Here is a 24,322-nt window from a genome sequence, read left to right on the forward strand (position 1 = left end):
CCGCCGCGTACGACGATCACCTCGCCCCCTGTGACGAACGGGACGCGGCAAGCGTTCCCCCCCGCCCGTGTGACCGGATCGGCGGACGGTCAGCCCACCGGCGCCAACGCCGCCCAGGCCACCGTGACTTCGCCCTGCCGCCAGCGCGCCGGGGCGTCCGTCACCGGCCAGTCGGCGGTCAGGTCCCGCACCGCGCGCACCCAGCGCTGCCGGGCGCCGTAGGCGGCGTAGGGCGCGGCGGCGGCCCAGGCGCGGTCGAAGTCGCGCAGGAAGGCGTGCACCGGCTCGCCCGGGACGTTGCGGTGGATCAGCGCCTTCGGCAGGCGCTCGGCGAGGTCGGACGGGCGTTCCAGGGAGCCCAGCCGGGTGGCGAAGGTGACCGTGCGCGGGCCCTCCGGGCCGAGCGCCACCCACACGTGCCGGCGGCCGATCTCGTCGCAGGTGCCCTCCACCAGCAGCCCGTCCGGCGCGAGCCGCGCGCACAGCTGCCGCCACACCGGGGCGACCTCCGCCTCGTCGTACTGCCGCAGCACGTTCGCCGCGCGGATCAGCACCGGGCGCCCGGGGACCGGCAGCTCGAAGCCGCCGTGCCGGAAGACCAGGCCCTCCCGCTCGTACGGCCGGGCCGCCGCGACCCGGGCCGGTTCGATCTCGACGCCGACGACGTGGGTGCCGGGCGCGGCCGCGCGCAGCCGGGCCAGCAGCTCCACGGCGGTCCAGGGCGCGGCGCCGTATCCCAGGTCGACGGCCAGGGGGTCGCTCGCGCGGCGCAGCGCGGCACCGTGCGCGGCCGCGATCCAGCGGTCCATGCGGCGCAGCCGGTTGGGATGGGTGGTCCCGCGCGTCACCGTGCCCACGACCGGGCGCCCGTTCGAGCGCAGCCGGGAGTGGGGGAGGGGGGCTGCGGGGGCTCTCATGGATACGAGGGTAATAGGGGCGCGCGTCTCGACCGGCGGCATATCGAACAGTTGCCCGACTACAGGTAATGATTCGGCAAAGCCGCTTGATCGGGAAATGGCAGGGCACTCGCCCGCTGTTGGATCCCCAGGAAGGGCGCGCTGGGCCCTTCCACGGCATGCCCGCACCAAGGAGGTCCGCCACGTGAGCCAGTACGTCAGCAGGCTCGGGCGACGCTCCCCGTCGGCCTCCCGGCTCCGGCTCTCCCGCAGACCCCGGCGGGTCGCCATGCTCTCCGTGCACACCTCCCCGCTCCACCAGCCCGGCACCGGCGACGCGGGCGGCATGAACGTCTACATCGTGGAGCTGGCCCAGCGGCTCGCCGAGATCGACATCGAGGTCGAGATCTTCACCCGGGCCACGACCGGCGGCCTGCCCTCCGCCGTCGAGCTGGCCCCCGGCGTCCTCGTCCGGCACGTCGACGCGGGCCCCTACGAGGGCCTGGCCAAGGAAGACCTCCCCGCCCAGCTGTGCGCCTTCACCCACGGCGTGATGCAGGCGTGGGCCGGCCACCGTCCCGGCCACTACGACCTCGTCCACTCCCACTACTGGCTCTCCGGGCACGTCGGCTGGCTCGCCGCCCAGCGCTGGGGCGTGCCCCTCGTGCACGCCATGCACACCATGGCCAAGGTCAAGAACGCCAACCTGGCCGAGGGCGACACTCCCGAGCCCGCCGCCCGCGTCATCGGCGAGACCCAGATCGTGTCCGCCGCCGACCGCCTCATCGCCAACACCGTCGAAGAGGCCGGCGAACTGGTGCGGCACTACGCCGCCGACCCCGCGAAGGTCGCCGTGGTCCACCCCGGCGTCAACCTCGACCGCTTCCGCGCCGCCGACGGCCGCGCCGCCGCCCGCGCCCGCCTCGGACTGCCGCAGGACGCCCTGATCCCGCTCTTCGCCGGCCGCATACAGCCGCTGAAGGCGCCGGACGTCCTGCTGCGCGCCGTGGCCGTGCTGCTGGAGCGGCGCCCCGAGCTGCGCTCCCGCCTGGTCGTCCCGGTCGTCGGCGGCCCCAGCGGCAGCGGGCTCGCCAAGCCGGAGGGGTTGCAGAAGCTCGCGGCCCGGCTGGGCATCGCGGACGTGGTGCGGTTCCGGCCGCCGGTCGGGCAGGAGCAGCTGGCCGACTGGTTCCGGGCCGCGTCCGTGCTCGTCATGCCGTCGCACAGCGAGTCCTTCGGCCTGGTCGCCATCGAGGCGCAGGCGACCGGCACCCCGGTGCTCGCGGCCTCGGTCGGCGGCCTGCCGGTGGCCGTGCGCGACGGCGAGACCGGCTTCCTCGTCCAGGGCCACGACCCGGCCGACTACGCCCGTGTGCTGGGCCGCTTCGCCGACCACCCGGACCTCGCGGCCCGCATGGGCCGGGCCGCCGCCCGGCACGCCCAGTCCTTCGGCTGGGACACGGCCGCCGCCGCCACCGCCGACGTCTACACGGCCGCGACCCAGTCCCACCGCCGTCGCGTACGCTCCCACCATGGGTGATGTCGAGCAGGCCGGGCAGGTCCTGGAGGCCGTCTTCAAGGACGCGGAGCTGGAGTGGGAGCGCCCCGCACCCGGGAACTACGTGGTCAAGCTCCCCGGCACGCGCAAGCTCTCCACGACGGTCTCCTTCCTCGTCGGCCGCCACTCGCTGTCGCTGAACGCCTTCGTCATCCGCCATCCCGACGAGAACGAGTCCGGCGTCCACCGCTGGCTGCTGGAGCGCAACCTCAAGCTGTACGGCGTGAGTTACGCCGTGGACCGCCTCGGCGACGTCTACGTCACCGCCCGTCTCCCGCTCGCCTCCGTCACCCCGGACGGGGTCGACCGCCTCCTCGGCCAGATCCTGGAAGCGGCCGACGGCGCCTTCAACACCCTGCTGGAGCTGGGCTTCGCCTCCTCGATCCGCAAGGAGTACGCCTGGCGCGTGGCCCGCGGCGAGTCCACCAGGAACCTGGAGGCGTTCACGCACCTGATCGAACGCCCGGCGGACTGACGCGGGCCGCCCGCGGAGCCGGGACGGCTCCGGCCAAAGACCCTTCGGCGGGCCCGGCCGGGGGTCCTGGGACGGCTCCGGCCGGAGACTCTAGGACGGGTCCGGCCGCGGGGTCTCGGTCGCGGTGGCGTGGTCGAGTTCGTCGGCGAACGCCCGCAGGGCATCGGCCAGTTCCTTCTTGGTCGGCAACTGGCCGACCTTCCTGTCCAGCTCCGTGACGCGCCGGTTCAGCTCCTCCAGGCTCGCCGTGCCGGTGGGCTCGTCCGTGGGGCCGGTGCCGCCGTCGGCGCCCGCGTTGCCGCTTCCGTCGCTGCTGCCTCCGTCGACGAGACCGCCGGTGCTGCCGGAGCCGGCGACGGAACCCTCCTCCGGGTCGCCGCCGGACGTGCCACCGCCGTCGGACGTGCCGCCGGAGAACAAGCCGCCGTCGGTCGACGTGCCGCCGGAGGATATGACCCCGTCGGACGTGCCCCCGGTGCCGGAGTCCGGCGGGACGGTGGCCGCGACGCCGCGGCCCTGACGCGGAGCGTCGTCCGAGGGGGCCGCGAGCGCCACGCCGACGCCGGCGGCGATCAGCACCGCGGCGCCCGCCACGGCGAGAGAGAGGCGCCGGAGCGGCACCGCGCGGGCGCGGACGGAAGGGTCGCCGGAGGTCTGTGTGTCCCGTGCTTCAGGTGTGTCAGCCATGCGGGGAGGCTAACCAGTGGTGATCGGCGGACGGGCGGCTTCCGCCGATCCCCTCGCACGCCGCCGCGCCTCCACGGAACTCAGCGGGCGCTGTCGCGGTAGCGGCCCGGCGTGACGCCGACCAGCTTCCTGAAGTGCCGGGTGAGATGGGCCTGGTCGTAGAACCCGGCGGCCGACGCGACCTCGCCCGGCGGCACCCCGTCGAGCAGCAGCCGCCGGGCCCGCCCGATCCGCAGGGATGTCAGGTACTGGTGCGGAGCGATGCCGTACGCACCGCTGAACGCCCGTACCAGGTGCGCCGAATGGGCGTGCAGCGACCGCGCGGCCTCTTCCAGGGAGAGACCGTCGACCACTCGCGCGTCCAGCAACTCCCGCAGCGCACGGGCGAGTACCGGGTCCGGGAACCGGCGCGGCGCACCGGCGCGCGGCCGCAGATGGAGGCGCAGCCGTTCCGCGACCAGCGTCAGCCTGCTCTCCGCCTCCAGCTCGTCACCGGGCCGGGCGAGGGCGGAGTGCAGCCGGGCGACGCGCACGCGGAGGACGGGGTCCCGGAGATCGGGGGAGTCCACGGCCGGACCGATCAGCTCCTCGCCGAGCCGGCCGGCGTCGAGGTACACGACCCGCTTGCGGAAGCCTCCCGGCGTGGCGGGGGAACCGTTGTGCGGCACGTGCGGCGGCAGCAGCGACACGGTGTCGTGCGGGGTGCCGTGCTCGTGCCGGTCGAGGTCGTACCGTACGGCGCCGTCGTCCACGATCAGCAGCGTCCACGCGTCGTGGACGTGCATCGGATAGGCGTACTCGGTGAAGCGCGCGTGGAAGACCTCGGTGACGCCCGGCACCACGGGGCGCCACGCGGTGACGAGTTCCTGCCCGGCGGCCATGCAAAAAACGTACAAGACCCGGCCGTGCCCCGGAGGAGAGTCTCGGTCCATGAACACCGAACCCGTCCGCTTCGATACGAAGATCGCCGTACTGCTGCGCGAGGACCTGGAGTCCTGGCAGCGTCTGAACGTCACCGCATTCCTGGTCAGCGGCCTGGGCACCGAGGCCCCCGAGGTGATCGGGGAGCCGTACGAGGACGCGGACGCCGTGCCGTACCTGCCGATGTTCCGCCAACCGGTGCTGGTCTTCGAGGGCACGAAGGAGATCCTGAAGGCGGCCCACGGCAGGGCGCTGGCCCGCGCCCTGCCGCGCGCGGTGTTCACCTCGGACCTGTTCGCCACGGGCCACGACCGCGACAACCGCGCGGCGGTCCGGGCCGTCCCGACGGACGGCCTGGACCTGGTGGGGCTGGCGGTGTACGGCCCGAAGAACGCCGTGGACAAGGTCCTCAAGGGCGCGCGGATGCACCCGTGAGCGCGTTCAGCCGAACATGCCGGGCACGTAGTCGCCGGCCGGCTGCTCGACGATGACGTTCGCCCGGTTGTAGGCGTTGATCAGCGCGATGAGCGCCACCAGGGCGCCGAGCTGCTCCTCGTCGTAGTGCCGGGCGGCGTTCGCCCAGACCGCGTCCGGTACCCCGCCCGCGCCGTCCGCGATCCGGGTGCCCTGCTCCGTCAGCTCCAGCGCGGCCCGCTCGGCCTCGGTGAAGACGGTGGCCTCCCGCCAGACCGCGACCAGGTGCAGCCGGGTCGCGCTCTCTCCGGCCGCCGCCGCGTCCTTGGTGTGCATGTCGGTGCAGAACCCGCAGCCGTTGATCTGGCTGGCGCGGATCTTCACCAGCTCCTGCGTGGCGGCCGGCAGCGAGGTCTCCGCGAGCGCCTGGCCGACGGCGTTGAAGTGCCGCAGGGCCTTGCCGATGACCGGGTTGGCGAAGAGGTTGAGGCGAGCGTCCATGGTGTCTCCTGGTGGGGTACGGCTGCTTCCACCTCACTGACAGCCGCGGGCGCGGGGATGTGACACGCACGGATGTGACCTGCGTCTCGGCGGCGGCACGCTCAGGCCGTACGGACCTCCGTCCCCGTCTCCACCGGTACCGGCGCGGGGGCCGGCCGCTCCGGGGGCAGCCGGCGCATCAGGACGCCGTACCCGAGTCCCGCCGCCGTGCCCACCACCGCGCACAGGCCCCACAGCCAGCCCGCGCCGAGGCGGTCGATGACCGCGCCGGACATCAGCGGGGCGACCAGCGCGGCGACGGACCAGGACAAGGTGTAGACGCCCTGGTAGCGCCCACGGCCGTGCACCGGCGAGAGCCGGACCACCAGACCGGTCTGGACCGGGGCGCTGACGATCTCGGCCAGGGTCCACACGCACACGGTCAGCATGAAGACGCCGACCGACCCGGCGAAGGCGGTCAGCCCGAAGCCGTACCCGGCGAGCAGCGAGGAGACCACCAGCAGGCTGCGCGGGTCCCGGTGTTCGACGAACCGGGTGACGGGGATCTGGAGGGCGACGATCAGGACGCCGTTGACGGCGATGGCCAGGCCGTAGTCGACGGGGGAGAACCCGGCCCGGCCCATGGCCACGGGCAGTCCGACCGAGCCCTGCTGGAAGACCAGCGCGACGAGGAAGGACAGCCCCACCACGGCCATGTACCGCCCGTCGCGCAGCACCGCGCCGAGACCGACCTCCGCCTCCTCCCGCCGGGCGGCGGGCGCGGGCCGCGACTCGGGCACCTTCGCGAACACGACGACCGCGCAGGCCAGGGTCATCCCGGCCTCGATCAGGAACCCGGCGCGATAGCTGATCTCGGCGATGAACCCGGCGGCCATGGAGGAGACGGCGAACCCGAGGTTGATCGCCCAGTAGTTCAGCGAGAAGGCGCGCACCCGGTCCTCGGGGCGCACGATGTCGGCCAGCATCGCCTGGACGGCCGGCCGGGAGGCGTTGGAGGCCATGCCGACGAGGAAGGCGACGGCGGCGATGGCCACCGGGCCGGTCATGAAGCCGAGCAGGGCCACGGAGCCGGCGGTGGCGCTCTGCGCGATCAGCAGCGTGGGCCGCCGTCCCAGCCGGTCGGCCATCACCCCGCCGGCCAGCGAGGACACGACCCCGCCGAGCCCGTGCAGCGAGGCGACGAGACCGGCGTACGAGGCGGAGTAGCCGCGGTCGAGCGTGAGGTACAGCGCCATGAAGGTGGCCACGAAGCCGCCGAGCCGGTTGACGAGCGTGCTCGTCCACAGCCACCAGAACTCGCGCGGCAGCCCGGAGACGGACTCCCGGACGGCACGTCTGACACGGGCTGACGACATCGAGGTTCCCCCAACGGCGGTAAGTGGCTCAAGCGGTGGTCATACCTTACGGAGGGGGTGGCCGGCGCCGCCATTCAATTAGCGGAACATGTCAATCGACGCGGGACGCCGGTGCACGCCCGCGTCCCGTCCCGGATTTTCCTTAGGTAGGCTCAGGACCATGGCCGACGCACCGTACAAGCTGATCCTCCTCCGCCACGGCGAGAGCGAGTGGAACGCGAAGAACCTGTTCACCGGCTGGGTGGACGTGAACCTGAACGAGAAGGGCGAGAAGGAGGCAGTCCGCGGCGGCGAGCTTCTGAAGGACGCCGGTCTCCTGCCCGACGTGGTCCACACGTCCCTCCAGAAGCGCGCGATCCGCACGGCCCAGCTGGCGCTGGAGGCCGCGGACCGCCACTGGATCCCGGTACACCGCTCCTGGCGCCTGAACGAGCGCCACTACGGCGCCCTCCAGGGCAAGGACAAGGCGGCGACGCTCGCCGAGTTCGGCGAGGAGCAGTTCATGCTCTGGCGCCGCTCCTACGACACCCCGCCCCCGCCGCTGTCGGACGACTCCGAGTTCTCCCAGGCCCACGACCCGCGCTACGCGACGATCCCGCCGGAGCTGCGCCCGCGCACGGAGTGCCTGAAGGACGTCGTCGTCCGGATGCTCCCCTACTGGTACGACGCCATCGTCCCCGACCTCCTGACCGGCCGCACGGTCCTGGTCGCCGCCCACGGCAACAGCCTGCGCGCCCTGGTCAAGCACCTGGACGGCATCTCCGACGCCGACATCGCGGGCCTGAACATCCCGACGGGCATCCCGCTCGCCTACGACCTGGACGCCGACTTCAACCCGGTCACCCCGGGCGGCACGTACCTGGACCCCGAGGCGGCCGCGGCGGCCATCGAGGCGGTCAAGAACCAGGGCAAGAAGAAGTAAGCGCCTGCGATCAAGCCCCCTGCCTGCGGGTTCTCCGCCGGGAGGGGGCTTTCTTTTGGCTTGGGCCGTTGCTGGGCCGTCATTTGGATATAAATCTCAAAGATTTTTTATGTCCGGCAGTGCGATGTTATCAGCTGGCGATCATCGCATTGGGACGGGACATCTGTCCCCGAGGGAACAAGAGGAGCGCATCCGATGCGTAACCGATTCTGGACAACCATGACCCTCGCGGCCATCGGCGTGACGTTAGTCAGCGCCGTTCGGGCAATGGCAAGTGAAAACACGGCGGCCGGCACCGTCCCCTGGTCCGTCGCGTTCGGAACGGCCTCCGCGGCAGGCAATCGATGGACCGAGCCCAGAAGCACCGGTTACAGCGAAGACCTGGTGCTCAGCGGCAAGCTCACCAACACCGGCGACGGCTGCTTCTCGTTGTGGGCGCAATACTGGCACGACTTCAGCGGAACCCCTGCCGCCAAGCAGGTCGAGATCTGTGGTCCCGGGACCGTCGACGTCAACGTGCGTCATCGTTACGACTACATGACGTCGGGGGAGATCACGATCTGTAAGGGCACAACGAACACCGCCGAATGCGGCCCATGGGTCGACGTGACGTGGTGGCCCATAGGTAGGGAATGATCCCGGAGTTCACTCCCCCTGGAAAAGTAATTTGTTGGGGAAAGAATGACTGCCTAGTACTACAGCCGGTTGTTCGTGGAAAGTGACGGTTTAGAGTTCTGGTCGCTGGATGGCGAGTCGGAAGCGCTGTGCGCCTCGGTGGACGAGGTGTTCGCGCGTGCAGCCTCGCGGGAGAACTTGTGGGCGATGGTGCGCGGGCTGCCAACCGGGGACGCACCCTGATTGTCCGCGAGCTTTACCTCGGCAGACACTGGGCCGGCACCACCGCCGAGTATGAGCGTCGCTGTGCCGAGCAGGGCATCCCGCGTGTGCCCTTCACTTACTTCTCTGCCGACGAGCGTACGGGCAGTGCCACGCGCTGCGCGTCTGGGTGGAAGAGCGCCGTGTGCGCTACGTGCTCGCGGGGCCCAGAGAGGAGGTGGTCCCACTGCCGGACAAGCGCACCCGACAAGCCCGCGAGCGGTGCGCCCTCGTGCCGGCGGAGGCGTTGGAGCGCCGCTCGTGCGCCGACGGAGATGTCCTACTTCCTGTACCACACCGACCCCGGCGCCACCTTGGTCGCGCTGGTGACAGCCGCCGGGCAGCACTGGATGGTGAAGAGTCGTTTCAGGTAGCGAAGGGACAGGTGGGACTGGCGAGCATGAGGTGCGCAAATGGTGCCTCTGGTACCGGCATACCGTCGTGTGCATGCTTGCCATGGCTTTCTTGGTTGCCGTCCGGAGCCGGCTAATACCCTGCCGACCGCCGACACTCGACCTCCGACCGTGAACCAGATCCACCGCCTGTACTGACCGGATCGTTCTCGTCCAGGCCCCGCGCCGCACGGACCTGCTTGGCCATGCCCTGGCACCGCTGGCGGACCCGTTACCAGATCCTGGCCCGGGCCGGCCACTACCGAGGCCGAGTTGCACGAACTTACTCACGGTGAAACCACTGGCGGTAACCCTAGTGGTGCCAAGCTCGCCCGCCCGTGTTGTGGATGAACCGCTGCAAGACCTTGAGGGTGGTCAGGTACTCCTCGTCGGAGATACCCGCGTGCCGCTCCGCCCAGAGCTCGTCCTGAAGGGCCGCGGCCTTGTCGTAGAACGCCCTGCCCTCAGCCGTGATGCCCAGGCGTCTGTCGGCATCCTCGGTGATCCAGCCCCGGACGATGAGCGCGTCGATCTCGGACTGCATGGTTTCCGGTCCGGTGTCGAGGTAGTTCCGAAGGAGGCGGGACACTTCGTCACGGGTCTTGACGGTGTCGGCGCTTGCGACCTGTGCCAGAACCCACCACTGCGGTTGAGTGGTGCCGATCCCGGCGAGGGCGGCCTGGGTACGGGCGATGACGGCCTTGCAGGCCGCCCAACTCCAGTAACCGATGGGCTGCTTGATCAAGTCGGTGTCACTGTGCGAGTACTCCATGGCCGAAACCCCTGTCGTCTGAGTCGTTCGACGAGATCGACCGTAGAAACTGAACTGGACTTGAGGTCAAGGACGTACCGGCGACTCGTCCAAGAGGGCGCCTACTTGCTGCCCACTTACCGTTGCACCACCGGTCGTAGTAGTAGGGAGTCATCCCTCCGTACTCCTCCAGGCCTCTCGAGCGGTACAACCGGTGTTCCACTCGGGGGGCCTCGTGTTCCTCGAGGCAGGCGGCCACCTCGCTGAGCTGTCCGAGGACGGCCTTACGCCGCGGGTCGTACCGGTGATCCCATGCGCGGAGCGCAGCCGGGCCTGCGCTCCTGCCGGCACCCCGCTCCAACCCGGTCGGTGTCCGTGCGCCGCGCGCGCAGCAATCAGATGTTCACTGTAGGAGGTGCACCTCTTGGTTGGCGCAATCGGCGCCGAAGCAGCACAGAGTCACTTAGCGACAGCCTCGCCGAACATGCCCCCAACGTCGTGCTTTACCGGGCAGGTACACGGACTGCCCGATGCCCCAAGAAGCGTGTGACTCGTGATCACCCGCGCCCAAGCGGCTCAAGCCCAAAGCCGCTGCACCCACCTTCCACGGGAAGGAACACTAGATCTTCCGAAGCGGAGCGAACCGATCACAGGACGCCTACTCAGCATGTACTCTGTGCTTGCATTTCCACGAGAGAGAGGACGAGCAACCATGGTTGCAGGCCGCCGCGCCATTTGCATTGGGATTGATGAATACCAAGGCGAAGACCGCCTGGATCTATGTGTAGCCGATGCTACAGAGGTAGCTGACTACCTGAGTCAATCTGAATATGGGTTCGATGTTGAACTACTGGTTAACGAGGAGGCGACTCTCCCCAATATACGTCGTGCCCTGCTGTCCGTAATGGATGAGGATCTCGAGTTTTTTCTCCTCTATTTTTCAGGACACGGATTAGTTACAGATCTTGACGCCTTCCTTGTAACAGTCGACTATCAACCACTCGCCGAGGGCGTGAGTCTCGCCGATCTGGCGCGTTACACAGAGAAGATCTCCCAAAAGACCAAACACTGCTTGACTATTTTGGACTGCTGCCATTCTGGTGCGGGGCAGTTTGGTGCAAGTCGTCAGATGGTTACACCCGAGGAAATCGATCGAGGCATTCCAGCCCGCACGGAGTCGCGCAGTTTGCTGGCGGCCTGCCGCCCAGAACAAGTGGCGATTGAAGATAGCAAATATGGGCATGGGTTGTTCACTTACATGCTCCTAGAGGGCCTCTCAGGTGACGCCGCCGATCCGTACGGAAACGTTACCGTGGGCGGCCTTTCCGAATTCATCGACAGGAATCTAGAAGCTGCGGGGGCAGAACAGATTTCGGTCATGAAGGGTGATTCTGCGGGTCGCGTTATCCTCGGGCGGGGTTTTACGCCGATCGCAGCCGATGCCCTTCCAGAATACGAGAAGAAGAGGATTATTGCCCAAGGGAAGCAATTTTTGGAGGATTATACGTCGCAGCTGACAAATCACCCTGAAGACTGGCGACGTCACGGGCACAGGAACGCTTCCATGCTGCTTCCGCCGACTCTCCGTTGGTTCGAAAGGCAGAGGAAGCAGCATAAGGATCTTAAGGTGGATTCTGAGTTCTCCCGTCTGTATGCCGCTGTAACTAACAGAGTGAAGCAGCTTGCAGAAATCGACCTGGGGACGGACGTAGGTGAAGGAATAGTTACCAGGAGCATCGGAGGTGGGGGCTTCGGGACGGTTTACGAAGTTCAACGAGCGGATGGTCAGAAACTAGCCTACAAGGTGTATCACCCTACCGAGTACGGCGACTCAGAAAAGAAGAGCCTTTTCTCTCGCGGATATAAGGCCATGCAGCAACTCGACCATCCGCGGGTCATCAAGGTTGAGAAATACACGGAGGCCCCTCTCGGGTTCTTCATGGAATATGTGGATGGCCCCAATTTTCGAGACCTTCCGAATATTATTGAAGACGCGGTAGAAGTCCTTCAGTTCCTCCTGCTGACAGCGGAGACCATCGCGCACGCCCATAGTCGACCGGTAATCCATCGGGACATTAAGCCAGAAAACATCCTGGCACTCTATCGGCCGGATGATAATACCTGGATCCCTTATCTGACGGATTTCGATTTGGCTTGGTTCGACCAGGCAACTCAAGTCACTAAACAGGCGTGGGGGAACATCTCCTACTCCGCTCCGGAGCAGATGGCTAACCCCAGGTCGGCGGCGGCCCATAGCGCCCAAGTGGATATTTACGCTTTCGCTCAGCTGGCTTTCTATGCAGTCACGGGCAGTGACCCGGTTCCGGTCGGTCGAGCCGACAATAGTCGACTCCTTCAAGAAAAGTTGAAGGCATGGCCGGTTGGGGCAGCGGCACAGAAATTCGTGGCCTGGTACGACCGTTGCAGTGAATCCAGCCCCCACGACAGATACCCGAACTTCCGCTCGGCTATGGATGAATTGGCTGATGTTGAGGCATCGATTCGCCGGGCTTCCTCAAGTGCAGTGACGCCGCGCGCCGCACTGAATGAAATTGCCTTTGCTCTATCCGGCTTTGGTGCAGCTGGAAAAATCGACGTGGCTGGAGGCGCGTTTCATAGCACGTCGGGAAGAACTTCAATCACGCTTACGGCTTCCAATATTCAGACGAGCACACAAGGTGAGAAGTTTGACCTCGAGGCGCGCCTGAGCCTTGATCGCATAACAATCGAAGGTAATTCGTCGAGTGAGCGTAAGCGAGCGAAAATAAATAGTCGAATCGATGAAGTTACTCGTCAGCTGGAAGGCGTTAAACGGCGACCCGGAAATCAGGGAACCTTTGAAACTTTCATTTCCATAAACGGTGTCGAATGTGGCTATGCCGGAATTCAGCGTGCGAGGATTTCGCTTAGTCATGTGATTGAAGCGATTGAGCGTACCTGATGAATTCAGGTACAAGGATGTCGCGTGGCGTCTCGAGTTTTTCTGGCACTGAGACTTCCTGTCGACGCATGGAGCTAACGTAGGTGGCGTACCGGGTGGGCCAGTGGCGTGTGCCGGACGTTTCGCGGTCGTCCACGCCGACGAACCACTTGGTGAACGACCGCTCCACTCCCTTGAGGACAAACTTGCGATAGGCCCCGCTCAGGGTGCAGTCCCGGACCGCCTCGTGTGTGCTCCGCAGTGCAGCTGTTCAGTGGGGGGGGCGGACAGGGCCGCTTCGGTGGCGCGGCCCTGTCCGGTGCCTGAGCCCCAGATCATGACAGCCACGAACAGGTCACCCAGCTTTCGGGATCGTCGTCACCAACGCGGTCGCGGAGTTGGGCCAAGTCGCCCCGGCTGACGAGGCGGTCACCGTTCGCGCCGCCCCACACATCCAGCGCCCACACCGAGTACGTGCGTCGCTCTGTGCGGCTCCAACGACGGGTGCCTCGTTTCCGTGCGGAAGCGCACGGGCGTCTGTCTCGCCAAGGTGCGGAGGCTGATCAGTCACGGCCTGGCCGAGGAGTGGTGGCACGTGGAAGGGGGGTGCGTCACCGCGCAGTGGCGGGCCGCCTCCACCGGCTGAGGGGCCTTTACGACTGCTCCTTACCTCGCGGGTAATCGACCCACCCCTCCCTCCCCTGGCAGCGTCGAGCACATCGACGGGAATCCCCGCCAGTAGCCGGCCCCGCAGCCGTGAGGAGAGCTTCATGTCCGACAAGTACAGCGCGACCAGCGTGAGTTCAGATGCCGTCGCCGAGGCCACCCGCTCCGTCGTGCGGGAGTTCCTCGCCGCCCGGCTGGCCGGAGACACCGAGCGGCTCGTGGAGATCTTCGCCGACGAGGTCGACTGGCTGCTCGCCGAGAACCCGGGCGTTCCGTGGATCCGGCCGAGGTCCACCGGTGCCGAGTGCGCCGCTCAGTTCACGGAGTTGATGGAGCACACCGTGCCCGAGGACGCTCACGCCTCCGTCGACGCCTTCCTTGTCGATGGTGCCGACGCCGTGCTGATGGGGCACCTGTCGGGGACCGTGCGCGCCACGGGGAAGTCCTTCGCGGGGCCGTTCGCGCTGCGGCTCACCGTGGAGGGCGGGCGGATCGTCCGGCATCACCTCTACGAGAACAGTGTGTCGATCGCCGAGGCGTGCAGCCGCTGACCAGTGAAGACGCCAGGGTCAGACCTGTAGCGGGACCGGGTGTACCTCGTCCGCCCGGTGCCCGGCGCGTTCGTGGACGCGTTGGACCGCCTCCGCCGACGGGGCCTCGGAGAGGCAGTAGACCGTGCCGGAGTCCGGGTCCGCCCAGGCGTGTTCGAAGTGGACCGACTCGTCCTGCTCGATCGCGAGGTCGGCCTGGTGCGCCGCCATCAGCTGGTCGGCCGTGATGCCCTGCATGCCGCGGTGGATGTCCATGAACCTGGCCATGGTCCCGCGCCTCCTTCCGGCCGGACGTTTCCCCTACGTCCATGCTGCGCCCCGGCGGCGGGACGGGCACCCGGAGCGGCGGAAGGCCGGCGTGAAGCGTGTTCGCGCCGGCCCCGGTCGTTGGTCAGCCGCACTGGCAGGGGTTGCCCGACTGGCAGCCGCAGCCGCAGCCCGAGCCGCAGCCGCACGCGGCGAGCAGTGGAAGGCTCCTGGTCTCGGCGGGGTGCTCGGTCTCGCGCTCCTGCGTGGGGTCGGGCGTGGTGCTGCCAAGGGATTCGGCCATGGGTCCCTCCTAATACCTCGGGGCAGGGATGCCCTCGCCCATTTCATGCCCGTTCGGCCGGGCGCATCAACGGCGCACGGAGGCGTCCGGCCACCGCCGGGTCACCGGTCACCCCTGGGTCATTGGCCACCGCCGGGTCATCGGCCACCCCCGGGTCACCGGTCACCCCTGGGTCATTGGCCACCGCCGGGTCATCGGCCACCCCCGGGTCACCGGTCACCCCTGGGCCATTGGCCACCGCCGAGTCACCGGTCACCCCCACGTCTCCGGCACCGTCCCGGCCCTCCGGCCCCAGGCATCCCCCGGCCAGGGGCACCAGGGCGCGGCCACACCGACTCCCCGCCACACCGACAGCGCCACGACAAGCCCCCCGAGCCCCCCCCGAGCCCCCCGAGCCCCCCCGAGCCTCCGGAGGGCTACGCCCCCTCCACCCCCGGCACCCCCTGGATGTCCGGCTGAAGCTCGTCCGCGTGCTCGCCGGTCACCAGGTACACCACCCGCTTGGCGACGGCCACCGCGTGGTCCGCGTACCGCTCGTAGTAGCGGCCCAGCAGCGTGACGTCGACGGCCGTCTCGATGCCGTGCTTCCAGCGGTCGTCGATGAGGTGCTGGAAGAGGGTGCGGTGCAGCAGGTCCATCTCGTCGTCGTCCTGCTCCAGCTGGAGCGCGAGATCGACGTCCTTGGTGACGATGACCTCCGCGGCCTTCGCCATCAGGCGCTGCGCGAGCTGGCCCATCTCCAGGATGGTGGCGTGCAGGTCCTGCGGGACCGCGCGCTCCGGGAAGCGCAGGCGGGCCAGCTTCGCCACGTGCTGGGCGAGGTCGCCGGAGCGCTCCAGGTCGGCGGACATCCGCAGCGACGTGACGACTATCCGCAGATCCGTGGCCACCGGCTGCTGCCGGGCCAGCAGGGCTATCGCCCGGGCCTCCAGGTCGTGCTGGAGCTCGTCCACCTTCTTGTCGGCCTCGATCACGCTCTCGGCCAGCTTCAGATCCGCGTCGAGCATGGCGGTCGTGGCGCGCCCGATGGCCGATCCGACCAGCCGGGCCATCTCCACCAGTCCGTCGCCGATCGAGTCCAGTTCCTCGTGGTACGCGTCCCGCATTGTCGGTTCCCTCTCGTGCGTCGTCGTCCGGGAATGTCGGGGGCCGTCACATCACGCGTGCGCCCCTGGCGAAACCGGCGGTACGTGCCCCACGTTCCACGCTGTGCCCCGTACGCGTCTGTTTCCGCCATCCCGAATGAACCAGTGCTGGCTCCAAGGTGAACTCTGGGCGACGAGTGTTCGAGGTCGCACCCGGACGGCTGTGGGCATGTCGTACCCCATGCCTAACCTTGAGACATGGACGTGAACGCGGCGGTCGCCGCAGCGGCAGCGATCGCCGGGGTGCTCACCGGCGTCATCGCCATGCTGGCGTTCCGCTGGAGCGAACGCGACCAGAAGCGACCGACCAGGACTTCCTTGCACACCGATCCCGTACTCCCGCCCGGCGTGGACACCGTCTTGTCGGTGCTGCGCTCCTCCGCCGTCGTCCTCGACGAGGCCGACGCCGTCGTCAAGGCCAGCTCCGCCGCCTACGCCCTCGGGCTGGTGCGCGGCGGCACGCTGTCCGTGGAGCCCATGCTCCAGATGGCCCGGGACACGCGCAGGGACGGAGAGATACGCCAGGTCGAACTGGATCTCCCCCGGCGCGGCACCGGGCGCGGCGAGGCCCTCGCGGTCTCCGCGCGCGTGGCCCCGCTCGGCTCCCGCCTGGTCCTGCTGCTGGTCGAGGACCTGACGGAAGCCCGCAGAATCGAGGCGGTACGACGCGACTTCGTGGCGAACGTCAGCCATGAGCTGAAGACGCCCGTCGGCGCGCTCTCCCTCCTCTCCGAGGCGGTCATGGACGCCTCCGACGACCCCGAGGCCGTACAGCGCTTCGCCGGCCGGATGCAGATCGAGGCGACCCGCCTCACCAACCTGGTCCAGGAGCTGATCGACCTCTCCCGGGTGCAGAACGACGACCCGCTGGAGGACGCCGAGCCCGTCCGGGTGGACGAGCTGGTCGCCGAGGCCATCGACCGCTGCCGCCACCAGGCGGGCACCAAGCAGATCACGATGGCCACGAACATCTGGGCGCCCGAAGGGGCCGATCAGGGTGGTGGCGGGCGACGGGAGGGCGGCGCCGCCGACCTGCACGTGTGGGGCAACCGCGGCCAGCTGGCCGCCGCCCTCGGCAACCTGGTCGAGAACGCCGTCAACTACTCCCCGGCCCGCACCCGCGTCGGCATCGCGGCCCGCCGGATCTCCGCGCCCGGTGGTGACATGATCGAACTGGCCGTCACCGACCAGGGCATCGGCATCTCCGACAAGGACAAGGAGCGCATCTTCGAGCGCTTCTACCGCGTGGACCCGGCCCGCTCCCGCGCCACCGGCGGCACCGGTCTCGGTCTCGCGATCGTCAAGCACGTGGTCGCCTCGCACGGCGGGGAGGTCACGGTCTGGAGCGCCGAGGGCCAGGGCTCCACCTTCACCCTCAGGCTGCCGGAGGCGGGCGCGGCCCGCGACCGCGCACAGCAGCACCCCGGCCTCGACGACGAGGCCGGCACCACCGACTCATCCCCGTACGCTTCGCTTCCCGCCCCGGAGGTCCTTCCGTGACCCGTGTGCTCGTCGTCGAGGACGAGGAGTCCTTCTCCGACGCCCTGTCGTACATGCTCCGCAAGGAGGGCTTCGAGGTCGCCGTCGCGGCGACCGGTCCCGACGGACTGGACGAGTTCGAGCGCAACGGCGCCGATCTGGTCCTCCTCGACCTGATGCTGCCGGGCCTGCCCGGCACCGAGGTCTGCCGCCAGCTGCGCGGCCGCTCCAACGTTCCCGTGATCATGGTGACCGCGAAGGACAGCGAGATCGACAAGGTCGTCGGTCTCGAAATAGGAGCCGACGACTACGTCACCAAGCCGTTCTCCTCCCGTGAGCTGGTCGCCCGCATCCGCGCGGTGCTGCGCCGGCGCGGCGAGCCGGAGGAGGTCGCCCCGGCCGCGCTGGAGGCGGGTCCGGTCCGCATGGACGTCGACCGCCACGTGGTCACCGTCGCCGGCTCCAAGGTCGACCTTCCGCTGAAGGAGTTCGACCTGCTGGAGATGCTGCTGCGCAACGCGGGCCGGGTGCTCACGCGCATGCAGCTCATCGACCGGGTCTGGGGCGCCGACTACGTGGGCGACACCAAGACCCTGGACGTCCACGTCAAGCGCCTGCGCGCCAAGATCGAGCCGGACCCGGGCGCGCCGCGCTACCTGGTGACGGTGCGCGGGCTGGGCTACAAGTTCGAGCCGTAGGCCGCGACCGGTCCGGACGTATGACGAAGGGCGGCACCCCGCGCGGGGTGCCGCCCTTCGTCATACGCGGCTGGTACGCGCACACGTCCCGGTACGCCGACGTGCGCACGACGGGCCGCTCGGCCACGGCGAGCCGGCGGCCCTTCGACGCGTCAGTGGCCGGCGGCCGACTGCGAGGCCGAGTCGCCCGGAGTGGCGGCCTCGCCGGAGGCGCTGCCGGACGGGGTCGCCTCGCCGGTCTTGCCGGGCTCGCCGCTGTGCTCCGGCTTGCCGCTCGCGGAGGCGTGCGCGCCCGGCGCGCCGGACTTCGAGGCCGAGGCGGACGCCGACGCGGACGGGATCTGCGACGGGCCCCACTGGTCGAAGTAGCTGGTGGCCGGGACCACGAAGGCGCCCAGGCTCACCTTGCCGGTCTTGCTGAAGGTGAAGGTGATCTTCTGGGCGTTGCCGTCCTGGACGGCCTCGCGGCCGCTCGGCAGCGTGGCGGAGGCGTTGCCCTTGCCGCCGAGGACCAGCGAGCCGCCCGCGGGGACGGTCACGCTCTTGCCCTTGACGGGCTTCAGCTCGGCGGACGTGCCGCCCGCCAGGGCGACGGACTCCAGGGTCTCGGCGGTGTCGCCGGAGTTGAACAGGGTCGCGGAGATCACCGCGGGACCCGTCGACTTCAGATCGGGCTGGGTGATGACCAGGGCGTTCTGGATCTTGATGGCGCCGACGCTGGTCGCCGCGTTGTCCGGCTGGATCTCCAGGGTCTGCGAGTCGTTGCCGGCGCCGCATGCGGCGAGCGAGGCGATCGAGAAGACGATGGCGGAGGCGGCGAGGGCGCCGCGTCGAAGGCTGCTGCTCACGGCGGCGGCAACTCCTTGAACGCGCGGGCGGCTCCTCTTATAAAGCCGCCCTAAGTGTCTGTCAGCGGGCTTAGGTTACCGAGCCGTTCCGATGCCGCCGCACCCGACCCTCCCCCAAGCCCCGTCCATCCCTCCAGGTGGGGGTACCGCGCCGGGGCACAAGTGACTCCTCGGTCACATTGCGGGACGCTCGTCCGGCATTCGTATTACGCGGTGGTGCGCGCCTTGCCGCACCCCGCGCGAAATTTCCGTGAAGGAATGTGCGGCGCTCCCGGATATTGATCACGGCGCGCCCGTCCGACTGCCGTTGATCAATTCCTGAATCGGCTCACATCCACCGGTGGGCACCGAACGGAGTAGCGGAAGTCGCACGGCTGACGCCGGACAAACCGGGACGTTCCTCCACTTGGAACGCCCTCCCGAGGCGTGTAACGTACGCGTTTCCCCTTGCCCGGAGAGCCCCTCCCACCTGCGAATACCCGCTTCCCCAGGTCCCTCGCAGCACGTCCCGGTTGCTGTTGTCAAGCCCCGAGATATGCCCTGACCTGCGAAAACGCCATTCAGAAGACGCCGTATCCGTGTTACCCTGGATAGCCACGGAAGGGGTACCTGTCACATGACGTTCAAGGTTGGCGACACCGTGGTCTATCCCCATCACGGGGCCGCGCTGATCGAGGCTATCGAAACTCGCCAGATCAAAGGCGTGGACAAGACCTACTTGGTGCTGAAGGTCGCCCAGGGTGACCTGACGGTACGTGTGCCAGCGGACAATGCGGAGTTCGTCGGCGTGCGTGATGTGGTCGGTCAGGACGGACTGGACCGAGTCTTCGAGGTGCTGCGCGCGCCGTACGCCGAGGAGCCCACAAACTGGTCCCGTCGCTACAAGGCAAACCTGGAGAAGCTCGCCTCCGGCGATGTCATCAAGGTCGCGGAAGTCGTGCGCGACCTGTGGCGTCGCGAGCGCGAGCGCGGACTCTCCGCCGGTGAGAAGCGCATGCTCGCCAAGGCCCGCCAGATCCTGGTGAGCGAGCTGGCGCTCGCGGAGAACACGAACGAAGACAAGGCCGAGGCCCTGCTCGACGAGGTGCTCGCCTCCTGACGCGCAGCGGCAGCGAACCCTCGCTTCCGGCACGCCCAGCACAGCAGTGAAATGCCGCGGTGCCCGATGACACTGACCCTGTCGCCGGGCACTGCGGCATCTTCGTCCCCGCGGGGCGTGCCTCGGAAAGTCTGTGGACCGACCCCCCGATACTCGGCGTGCCGGGCCCGGGCGGATGGCTCGACCAGGGTCACGGAAAGGGTCCGGTCAAGGCGTCGCGCCCGGCACTCCTCCAGGCCATACCCACGTAGGTCGAGCACACAAACCTGACAGGAACCGATGTCTGACGAATCGCGCCCCACGCCCGCGCAGCACCCCGTCGCCGCCGTGATTCCCGCCGCCGGCCGGGGCGTGCGCCTCGGTCCGGGCGCCCCCAAGGCACTGCGCGCGCTGAACGGCACGCCCATGCTCATCCACGCGGTCCGCGCCCTCGCCGCGTCCCGCCATGTCTCCCTGGTGGTCGTCGTGGCCCCGCCGGACGGTGCCGCCGAGGTCAAGTCCCTGCTCGACGCGCACGCGCTGCCCGAGAGGACCGACTTCCTGGTCGTCCCCGGCGGGGAGTCCCGCCAGGAGTCGGTGCGGCTCGGCCTGGAGGCCCTGCCGCCGCGGTACGGCATCGTGCTGGTCCACGACGCGGCCCGCCCGCTGGTCCCGGTCGAGACGGTCGACGCGGTCGTGGAGGCCGTCCGCGACGGCGCCCCCGCCGTGGTGCCCGCGCTGCCGCTGGCCGACACGGTCAAGCAGGTCGAACCCGCGGCCGCGCCCGGCGAGCCGGAACCGGTCGTCGCCACTCCCGAGCGGGCCCGGCTGCGCGCCGTGCAGACCCCGCAGGGCTTCGACCGGGCGATGCTCGTCCGCGCCCACGAGACCGTCACCGAGAACGTCACCGACGACGCGAGCATGGTCGAGCAACTGGGACTGACGGTCGTGGCCGTCCCCGGTCACGAGGAGGCCTTCAAGGTCACCCGCCCGCTGGACCTGGTCCTCGCCGAGGCGGTCCTGGCCCGCAGGAGGCTCACCGATGGCTTCTGAGGCACCGCTGCTTCCCCGGGTCGGCATCGGCACCGACATCCACGCCTTCGAGGAGGGCCGCGAACTGTGGTGCGCCGGCCTGAAGTGGGAGGGCGAGGGACCCGGACTGGCCGGCCACTCCGACGCCGACGTGGTCGCCCACGCGGCCTGCAACGCGCTGTTCTCCGCCGCCGGGCTCGGCGACCTGGGACAGCACTTCGGCACCGGCCGTCCCGAGTGGTCCGGCGCCTCCGGCACCACGCTGCTCACCGAGGCCGCGCGGATCGTCCGGGCGGCGGGCTTCGCCATCGGCAACGTCGCCGTGCAGGTGATCGGCCCCCGCCCGAAGATCGGCAAGCGCCGCGACGAGGCCCAGAAGATCCTCTCCGAGGCGGCCGGCGCGCCCGTGTCGGTCTCCGGCGCCACCACCGACGGCCTCGGCTTCCCCGGCCGTGAGGAAGGGCTGATGGCGGTGGCGACGGCCTTGGTGGTGCGGGTGAACTGACGGCGTGCGAGGGTACCCTCACGACCACCAGTGATCCCTGGACTCCGGAGGGTACCCATGTCCGCCGTACTGTCCGACCGCCTGAAGTCCGTGCTCGACGACAAGGTGTTCATCGTCGTCGGCACCCTCCAGCCCGACGGCAGCCCGCAGCTGTCCCCGGTCTGGGTGAAGCGCGACGGCGACGACCTGCTCTTCTCCACCACCGTCGACCGCCGCAAGTACCTGAACCTCCAGCGCGACCCCCGGGTGACGGCCGTCGTCCTGAACCCCGAGTCCCCGTACGAGTACGCCGAGATCCGCGGCACCGCCGAGATGACGACGGACGACGGCCCCGAACTCATCAACGAACTCAGCCGCAAGTACACCGGCAAGGACTACAAGGACTTCAACCCCGACTCGGTCAACGACGCCCAGCGCGTGGTCGTGCGCATCCGGCCGCGGAAGGTCGTAGGAAGGCTGTGAGGAGGCGTTCCTCCGGGGAAGGCGCATGGCACCGCCATGCGCCCACTACTCTGGAGTGGTGACTATTCGCCTGTACGACACCAGCGCCCGGCAGATCCGTGACTTCACCCCGCTCAAGCCGGGCTGCGTCTCGATCTACCTGTGTGGCGCCACCGTGCAGGCGGCCCCTCACATCGGCCACATCCGCTCGGGTCTCAACTTCGACATCATGCGCCGCTGGTTCGCCTACCGCGGCTATGAGGTGACGTTCATCCGCAACGTCACCGACATCGACGACAAGATCATCGTCAAGAGCCACGAGCAGCACCGGCCCTGGTGGTCGATCGGATACGAGAACGAGCGCGCGTTCGACGAGGGCTACACCGCCCTCGGCTGCCTGCCGCCGACCTACGAGCCCCGCGCCACCGGCCACATCACCGAGATGGTCGAGATGATGCGGGGCCTCATCGACCGCGGGCACGCCTACGCGGCCGACGGCAACGTCTACTTCGACGTCCGCTCCTTCTCCCGCTATCTGGAGCTGTCCCGGCAGGAGCTGGACAACCTGCTCCAGCCGTCCGGCGAGGGCGAGACCGGCAAGCGGGACCCGCGCGACTTCGCCCTGTGGAAGGCGGTCAAGCCCGGCGAGCCGAGCTGGCCGACCCCGTGGGGCCCGGGCCGCCCCGGCTGGCACCTGGAGTGCTCGGCCATGGCCCACAAGTACCTGGGCAGCGCCTTCGACATCCACGGCGGCGGCCTCGACCTGATCTTCCCGCACCACGAGAACGAGATCGCCCAGGCCAAGGCCTACGGCGACGAGTTCGCCCGGTACTGGGTGCACAACGCCTGGGTCACCATGGCCGGCGACAAGATGTCCAAGTCGCTCGGCAACAGCGTCCTGGTCAGCGAGATGGTCAAGCAGTGGCGCCCGGTCGTGCTGCGCTACTACCTGGGCACGCCGCACTACCGCTCGATGATCGAGTACAGCGAGGAGTCGCTGCGCGAGGCCGAGTCCGCGTTCGCGCGGATCGAGGGCTTCGTCCAGCGGGTCACCGAGCTGGCCGGGAAGACCGTCGAGCCGGCCGACGAGGTCCCGCCCGCCTTCGCCGAGGCGATGGACGACGACCTGGGCGTCCCGCAGGCCCTCGCCGTCGTGCACACCACGGTCCGGCAGGGCAACAGCGCCCTCGCCGCCGACGACAAGGACGCCGCCGTCGCCCGGCTCGCCGAGGTGCGGGCCATGCTCGGCGTCCTCGGGCTCGACCCGCTCGACGCGCACTGGGCCGGCGAGGCCGGCGACCGGGGCGAGGACCTGCACGGCGTGGTCGACAGCCTCGTCCGCCTGGTCCTCGACCAGCGCGAGTCCGCCCGCGCCCGCAAGGACTGGGCCACCGCCGACGCCATCCGCGACCAGCTCAAGGACTCCGGGCTCGTCATCGAGGACAGCCCCCAGGGCCCGCGCTGGAGCCTCGGCGCGCGCTGACCGGCGACTGATCGACTGTGCCGCCCGGCCCTCCGGGCGGCACACTGCATAAGACGTACGTACGAAGCCTCAACGGAGACGGGTAACTCATGGCCGCGAACAACCGCCGCATGTCCGGCAAGAAGGGCGCGCAGGTCGGCAGCGGCGGCAAGCGACGCCGGGGCCTGGAAGGAAAGGGCCCGACCCCGCCCGCCGAAATGCGCAAGGGGCACGCCAAGCAGCGCGCCGCCGCGGCCAAGACGCGCCGCGCGCAGGGCCGCACACCGCAGCGCCGGGGCGGCGGCAGGTCCGCCTCCGAGATGGTGGTGGGCCGCAACCCGGTGGTGGAGGCGCTGCGCGGAGGCGTCCCCGCCTCCACGCTCTACGTCCAGCAGTTCATCGACAACGACGAGCGCGTCCGCGAGGCCCTCCAGCTCGCCGCCGAGCGCGGCGGCATCAACCTCATGGAGGCCCCGCGCCCCGAGCTGGACCGCATGACCAACGGCCTCAACCACCAGGGCCTGGTCCTCCAGGTCCCGCCGTACGAGTACGCGCACCCGGAGGACCTCCTCGACGCCGCCGCGGAGGAGGGCGAGGACCCGCTGGTCGTCGCTCTGGACGGGGTCACCGACCCGCGCAACCTCGGCGCCGTCGTCCGCTCGGTCTCCGCCTTCGGCGGCCACGGCGTGGTCGTCCCCGAGCGCCGCTCGGCCGGCATGACCGCGGGCGCCTGGAAGACCTCCGCCGGTACGGCCGCCCGCACGCCGGTCGCCCGCGCCACCAACCTCACCCGGACCCTGGAGGCCTACAAGAAGGCCGGCCTCACGGTGGTCGGCCTGGCGGCGGACGGCGAGGCCGAAATCGGCGAGCTGCAGGCCCTCGCGGGTCCGGTGGTCATCGTCGTCGGCAGCGAGGGCAAGGGCCTGTCCCGCCTGGTCGGCGAGACCTGCGACTTCCGGGTGCGCATCCCGATGCCGGGCGGCGCGGAGTCGCTCAACGCGGGCGTGGCGGCCGGGATCGTGCTGTACGAGGCCGCGCGCAGGCGGAGCTGACCGAGGGCCCGGGCGGGCTGAACACCCGTCCGGTGCCTCCCTCTTGAGGGCTGATTCGGGTGGCCGCGACGGGGTGGGCACGGCTTTGACGGGGTCCGGACACATCCGGGCGGTCAAAGCAGTGTCCTAACACCACGTCACTCGGTT

At 69.3% G+C, this 24,322-nt stretch carries 26 protein-coding genes; 16 read left to right on the forward strand and 10 right to left on the reverse strand.

Translation table 11 applies throughout. From position 1 onward, the window contains the following. Positions 1-89: 89 nt before the first annotated feature. Entirely contained in the window at positions 90-917 is an 828-nt protein-coding gene (locus tag SCK26_RS20420; RefSeq protein ID WP_318202739.1) for a class I SAM-dependent methyltransferase, read from the reverse strand. A 184-nt stretch (positions 918-1,101) separates the two neighbouring features. Between SCK26_RS20420 and mshA the strand changes: the two genes are divergently transcribed. Together mshA and SCK26_RS20430 are read left to right on the forward strand one after the other, a co-directional pair. Further along, positions 1,102-2,436, forward strand: a complete 1,335-nt coding sequence (gene mshA, locus SCK26_RS20425) for a D-inositol-3-phosphate glycosyltransferase (RefSeq protein ID WP_318202740.1) — start codon at positions 1,102-1,104, stop codon at positions 2,434-2,436. Continuing rightward, positions 2,429-2,929, forward strand: coding sequence for a YbjN domain-containing protein (locus SCK26_RS20430; protein ID WP_318202741.1), 501 nt, complete (start codon positions 2,429-2,431; stop codon positions 2,927-2,929). The genes mshA and SCK26_RS20430 overlap by 8 nt, the downstream gene beginning before the upstream one ends. 90 nt (positions 2,930-3,019) lie before the next feature. Here SCK26_RS20430 and SCK26_RS20435 read toward each other — a convergent pair whose 3' ends face one another. Beyond that, on the reverse strand, positions 3,020-3,616 hold the full coding sequence (locus SCK26_RS20435) for a hypothetical protein (RefSeq protein WP_318202742.1): 597 nt from the start codon (positions 3,614-3,616) through the stop codon (positions 3,020-3,022). A gap of 80 nt (positions 3,617-3,696) precedes the next feature. After that, complete coding sequence (locus SCK26_RS20440; RefSeq protein WP_318202743.1) at positions 3,697-4,497, reverse strand: AraC family transcriptional regulator; 801 nt, start codon at positions 4,495-4,497, stop codon at positions 3,697-3,699. Between the two features lie 49 nt (positions 4,498-4,546). On the opposite strand from SCK26_RS20440, the gene SCK26_RS20445 reads away from it, so the two are divergent. Beyond that, positions 4,547-4,972 carry a DUF2000 domain-containing protein gene (locus SCK26_RS20445; RefSeq protein WP_318202744.1) on the forward strand — a complete coding sequence of 142 codons (426 nt, stop codon included), beginning with the start codon at positions 4,547-4,549 and terminating at the stop codon, positions 4,970-4,972. 6 nt (positions 4,973-4,978) lie between these two features. On the opposite strand, the gene SCK26_RS20450 is transcribed toward SCK26_RS20445, so the two are convergent. Both SCK26_RS20450 and SCK26_RS20455 read right to left on the reverse strand, forming a co-directional pair. Beyond that, positions 4,979-5,452 (reverse strand): carboxymuconolactone decarboxylase family protein, encoded by a 474-nt coding sequence (locus SCK26_RS20450; RefSeq protein ID WP_318202745.1) that lies wholly within the window; start codon positions 5,450-5,452, stop codon positions 4,979-4,981. A gap of 101 nt (positions 5,453-5,553) precedes the next feature. After that, positions 5,554-6,807 (reverse strand): MFS transporter, encoded by a 1,254-nt coding sequence (locus tag SCK26_RS20455; protein ID WP_318202746.1) that lies wholly within the window; start codon positions 6,805-6,807, stop codon positions 5,554-5,556. A gap of 160 nt (positions 6,808-6,967) precedes the next feature. On the opposite strand from SCK26_RS20455, the gene SCK26_RS20460 reads away from it, so the two are divergent. Both SCK26_RS20460 and SCK26_RS20465 read left to right on the forward strand, forming a co-directional pair. Beyond that, positions 6,968-7,729, forward strand: coding sequence for a phosphoglyceromutase (locus tag SCK26_RS20460; protein WP_318202747.1), 762 nt, complete (start codon positions 6,968-6,970; stop codon positions 7,727-7,729). 195 nt (positions 7,730-7,924) lie between these two features. After that, positions 7,925-8,365 (forward strand): hypothetical protein, encoded by a 441-nt coding sequence (locus tag SCK26_RS20465; protein ID WP_318202748.1) that lies wholly within the window; start codon positions 7,925-7,927, stop codon positions 8,363-8,365. A 945-nt stretch (positions 8,366-9,310) separates the two neighbouring features. Here the strand turns inward: SCK26_RS20465 and SCK26_RS20470 are convergent. Then, positions 9,311-9,769: a MarR family winged helix-turn-helix transcriptional regulator gene (locus SCK26_RS20470; protein WP_318202749.1), complete on the reverse strand. Its 459-nt coding sequence runs from the start codon at positions 9,767-9,769 to the stop codon at positions 9,311-9,313. Positions 9,770-10,460: 691 nt separating this feature from the next. Between SCK26_RS20470 and SCK26_RS20475 the strand changes: the two genes are divergently transcribed. The 3 genes from SCK26_RS20475 to SCK26_RS20485 all read left to right on the forward strand — a co-directional run bounded on the left by SCK26_RS20475 (position 10,461) and on the right by SCK26_RS20485 (position 13,885). Continuing rightward, complete coding sequence (locus SCK26_RS20475; protein ID WP_318202750.1) at positions 10,461-12,689, forward strand: protein kinase domain-containing protein; 2,229 nt, start codon at positions 10,461-10,463, stop codon at positions 12,687-12,689. Between the two features lie 496 nt (positions 12,690-13,185). Continuing rightward, entirely contained in the window at positions 13,186-13,314 is a 129-nt protein-coding gene (locus SCK26_RS20480; protein ID WP_318202751.1) for a hypothetical protein, read from the forward strand. A 124-nt stretch (positions 13,315-13,438) separates the two neighbouring features. Continuing rightward, the gene (locus SCK26_RS20485; protein WP_318202752.1) at positions 13,439-13,885 is read left to right on the forward strand and encodes a nuclear transport factor 2 family protein; all 447 of its coding nucleotides are present in this window, start codon (positions 13,439-13,441) and stop codon (positions 13,883-13,885) included. Between the two features lie 18 nt (positions 13,886-13,903). Here the strand turns inward: SCK26_RS20485 and SCK26_RS20490 are convergent, their stop codons facing one another. The 3 genes from SCK26_RS20490 to phoU all read right to left on the reverse strand — a co-directional run bounded on the left by SCK26_RS20490 (position 13,904) and on the right by phoU (position 15,541). Further along, entirely contained in the window at positions 13,904-14,152 is a 249-nt protein-coding gene (locus SCK26_RS20490; RefSeq protein ID WP_318202753.1) for an SCO4226 family nickel-binding protein, read from the reverse strand. A 124-nt stretch (positions 14,153-14,276) separates the two neighbouring features. Beyond that, a complete protein-coding gene (locus SCK26_RS20495; RefSeq protein WP_318202754.1) occupies positions 14,277-14,435 on the reverse strand; it encodes a hypothetical protein in 159 nt (52 codons plus the stop codon). Between the two features lie 416 nt (positions 14,436-14,851). After that, positions 14,852-15,541 carry a phosphate signaling complex protein PhoU gene (gene phoU, locus SCK26_RS20500; RefSeq protein WP_318202755.1) on the reverse strand — a complete coding sequence of 230 codons (690 nt, stop codon included), beginning with the start codon at positions 15,539-15,541 and terminating at the stop codon, positions 14,852-14,854. A gap of 237 nt (positions 15,542-15,778) precedes the next feature. Here phoU and SCK26_RS20505 point away from each other — a divergent pair, with 237 nt between their 5' ends. Both SCK26_RS20505 and SCK26_RS20510 read left to right on the forward strand, forming a co-directional pair. Then, positions 15,779-17,080, forward strand: coding sequence for a sensor histidine kinase (locus SCK26_RS20505; RefSeq protein ID WP_318202756.1), 1,302 nt, complete (start codon positions 15,779-15,781; stop codon positions 17,078-17,080). After that, a complete protein-coding gene (locus tag SCK26_RS20510) occupies positions 17,077-17,757 on the forward strand; it encodes a response regulator transcription factor (protein WP_030612283.1) in 681 nt (226 codons plus the stop codon). The genes SCK26_RS20505 and SCK26_RS20510 overlap by 4 nt, the downstream gene beginning before the upstream one ends. A gap of 152 nt (positions 17,758-17,909) precedes the next feature. Here SCK26_RS20510 and SCK26_RS20515 read toward each other — a convergent pair whose 3' ends face one another. Then, positions 17,910-18,605, reverse strand: coding sequence for a DUF461 domain-containing protein (locus tag SCK26_RS20515; protein WP_318202757.1), 696 nt, complete (start codon positions 18,603-18,605; stop codon positions 17,910-17,912). 616 nt (positions 18,606-19,221) lie between these two features. On the opposite strand from SCK26_RS20515, the gene SCK26_RS20520 reads away from it, so the two are divergent. The 6 genes from SCK26_RS20520 (at position 19,222) to rlmB (ending at position 24,175) form a co-directional block, all read left to right on the forward strand. Further along, positions 19,222-19,704 (forward strand): CarD family transcriptional regulator, encoded by a 483-nt coding sequence (locus SCK26_RS20520; protein ID WP_003953493.1) that lies wholly within the window; start codon positions 19,222-19,224, stop codon positions 19,702-19,704. 279 nt (positions 19,705-19,983) lie between these two features. After that, on the forward strand, positions 19,984-20,736 hold the full coding sequence (gene ispD, locus SCK26_RS20525) for a 2-C-methyl-D-erythritol 4-phosphate cytidylyltransferase (protein WP_318202758.1): 753 nt from the start codon (positions 19,984-19,986) through the stop codon (positions 20,734-20,736). Continuing rightward, positions 20,726-21,220 (forward strand): 2-C-methyl-D-erythritol 2,4-cyclodiphosphate synthase, encoded by a 495-nt coding sequence (ispF, locus tag SCK26_RS20530; protein WP_318202759.1) that lies wholly within the window; start codon positions 20,726-20,728, stop codon positions 21,218-21,220. The genes ispD and ispF overlap by 11 nt, the downstream gene beginning before the upstream one ends. Positions 21,221-21,277: 57 nt before the next feature. Then, complete coding sequence (locus SCK26_RS20535; protein ID WP_318202760.1) at positions 21,278-21,682, forward strand: PPOX class F420-dependent oxidoreductase; 405 nt, start codon at positions 21,278-21,280, stop codon at positions 21,680-21,682. A gap of 58 nt (positions 21,683-21,740) precedes the next feature. Continuing rightward, a complete protein-coding gene (gene cysS / locus SCK26_RS20540) occupies positions 21,741-23,144 on the forward strand; it encodes a cysteine--tRNA ligase (protein ID WP_318202761.1) in 1,404 nt (467 codons plus the stop codon). An 89-nt stretch (positions 23,145-23,233) separates the two neighbouring features. After that, positions 23,234-24,175, forward strand: coding sequence for a 23S rRNA (guanosine(2251)-2'-O)-methyltransferase RlmB (gene rlmB / locus SCK26_RS20545; RefSeq protein WP_318202762.1), 942 nt, complete (start codon positions 23,234-23,236; stop codon positions 24,173-24,175). Positions 24,176-24,322 lie beyond the last annotated feature (147 nt).

Origin of the sequence: Streptomyces sp. SCL15-4 (assembly GCF_033366695.1) — a bacterium.
GTDB lineage: Bacteria > Actinomycetota > Actinomycetes > Streptomycetales > Streptomycetaceae > Streptomyces.

Bases quoted from the DNA above. Each gene is read 5' to 3' on its own strand.
- SCK26_RS20420 (WP_318202739.1), bottom strand. From the start codon at position 917: ATGAGAGCCCCCGCAGCCCCCCTCCCCCACTCCCGGCTGCGCTCGAAC.
- SCK26_RS20430 (WP_318202741.1), top strand. From the start codon at position 2,429: ATGGGTGATGTCGAGCAGGCCGGGCAGGTCCTGGAGGCCGTCTTCAAG.
- SCK26_RS20435 (WP_318202742.1), bottom strand. From the start codon at position 3,616: ATGGCTGACACACCTGAAGCACGGGACACACAGACCTCCGGCGACCCT.
- SCK26_RS20440 (WP_318202743.1), bottom strand. From the start codon at position 4,497: ATGGCCGCCGGGCAGGAACTCGTCACCGCGTGGCGCCCCGTGGTGCCG.
- SCK26_RS20445 (WP_318202744.1), top strand. From the start codon at position 4,547: ATGAACACCGAACCCGTCCGCTTCGATACGAAGATCGCCGTACTGCTG.
- SCK26_RS20450 (WP_318202745.1), bottom strand. From the start codon at position 5,452: ATGGACGCTCGCCTCAACCTCTTCGCCAACCCGGTCATCGGCAAGGCC.
- SCK26_RS20455 (WP_318202746.1), bottom strand. From the start codon at position 6,807: ATGTCGTCAGCCCGTGTCAGACGTGCCGTCCGGGAGTCCGTCTCCGGG.
- SCK26_RS20460 (WP_318202747.1), top strand. From the start codon at position 6,968: ATGGCCGACGCACCGTACAAGCTGATCCTCCTCCGCCACGGCGAGAGC.
- SCK26_RS20465 (WP_318202748.1), top strand. From the start codon at position 7,925: ATGCGTAACCGATTCTGGACAACCATGACCCTCGCGGCCATCGGCGTG.
- SCK26_RS20470 (WP_318202749.1), bottom strand. From the start codon at position 9,769: ATGGAGTACTCGCACAGTGACACCGACTTGATCAAGCAGCCCATCGGT.
- SCK26_RS20475 (WP_318202750.1), top strand. From the start codon at position 10,461: ATGGTTGCAGGCCGCCGCGCCATTTGCATTGGGATTGATGAATACCAA.
- SCK26_RS20485 (WP_318202752.1), top strand. From the start codon at position 13,439: ATGTCCGACAAGTACAGCGCGACCAGCGTGAGTTCAGATGCCGTCGCC.
- SCK26_RS20490 (WP_318202753.1), bottom strand. From the start codon at position 14,152: ATGGCCAGGTTCATGGACATCCACCGCGGCATGCAGGGCATCACGGCC.
- SCK26_RS20495 (WP_318202754.1), bottom strand. From the start codon at position 14,435: ATGGCCGAATCCCTTGGCAGCACCACGCCCGACCCCACGCAGGAGCGC.
- phoU (WP_318202755.1), bottom strand. From the start codon at position 15,541: ATGCGGGACGCGTACCACGAGGAACTGGACTCGATCGGCGACGGACTG.
- SCK26_RS20505 (WP_318202756.1), top strand. From the start codon at position 15,779: ATGGACGTGAACGCGGCGGTCGCCGCAGCGGCAGCGATCGCCGGGGTG.
- SCK26_RS20520 (WP_003953493.1), top strand. From the start codon at position 19,222: ATGACGTTCAAGGTTGGCGACACCGTGGTCTATCCCCATCACGGGGCC.
- ispD (WP_318202758.1), top strand. From the start codon at position 19,984: ATGTCTGACGAATCGCGCCCCACGCCCGCGCAGCACCCCGTCGCCGCC.
- ispF (WP_318202759.1), top strand. From the start codon at position 20,726: ATGGCTTCTGAGGCACCGCTGCTTCCCCGGGTCGGCATCGGCACCGAC.
- SCK26_RS20535 (WP_318202760.1), top strand. From the start codon at position 21,278: ATGTCCGCCGTACTGTCCGACCGCCTGAAGTCCGTGCTCGACGACAAG.
- rlmB (WP_318202762.1), top strand. From the start codon at position 23,234: ATGGCCGCGAACAACCGCCGCATGTCCGGCAAGAAGGGCGCGCAGGTC.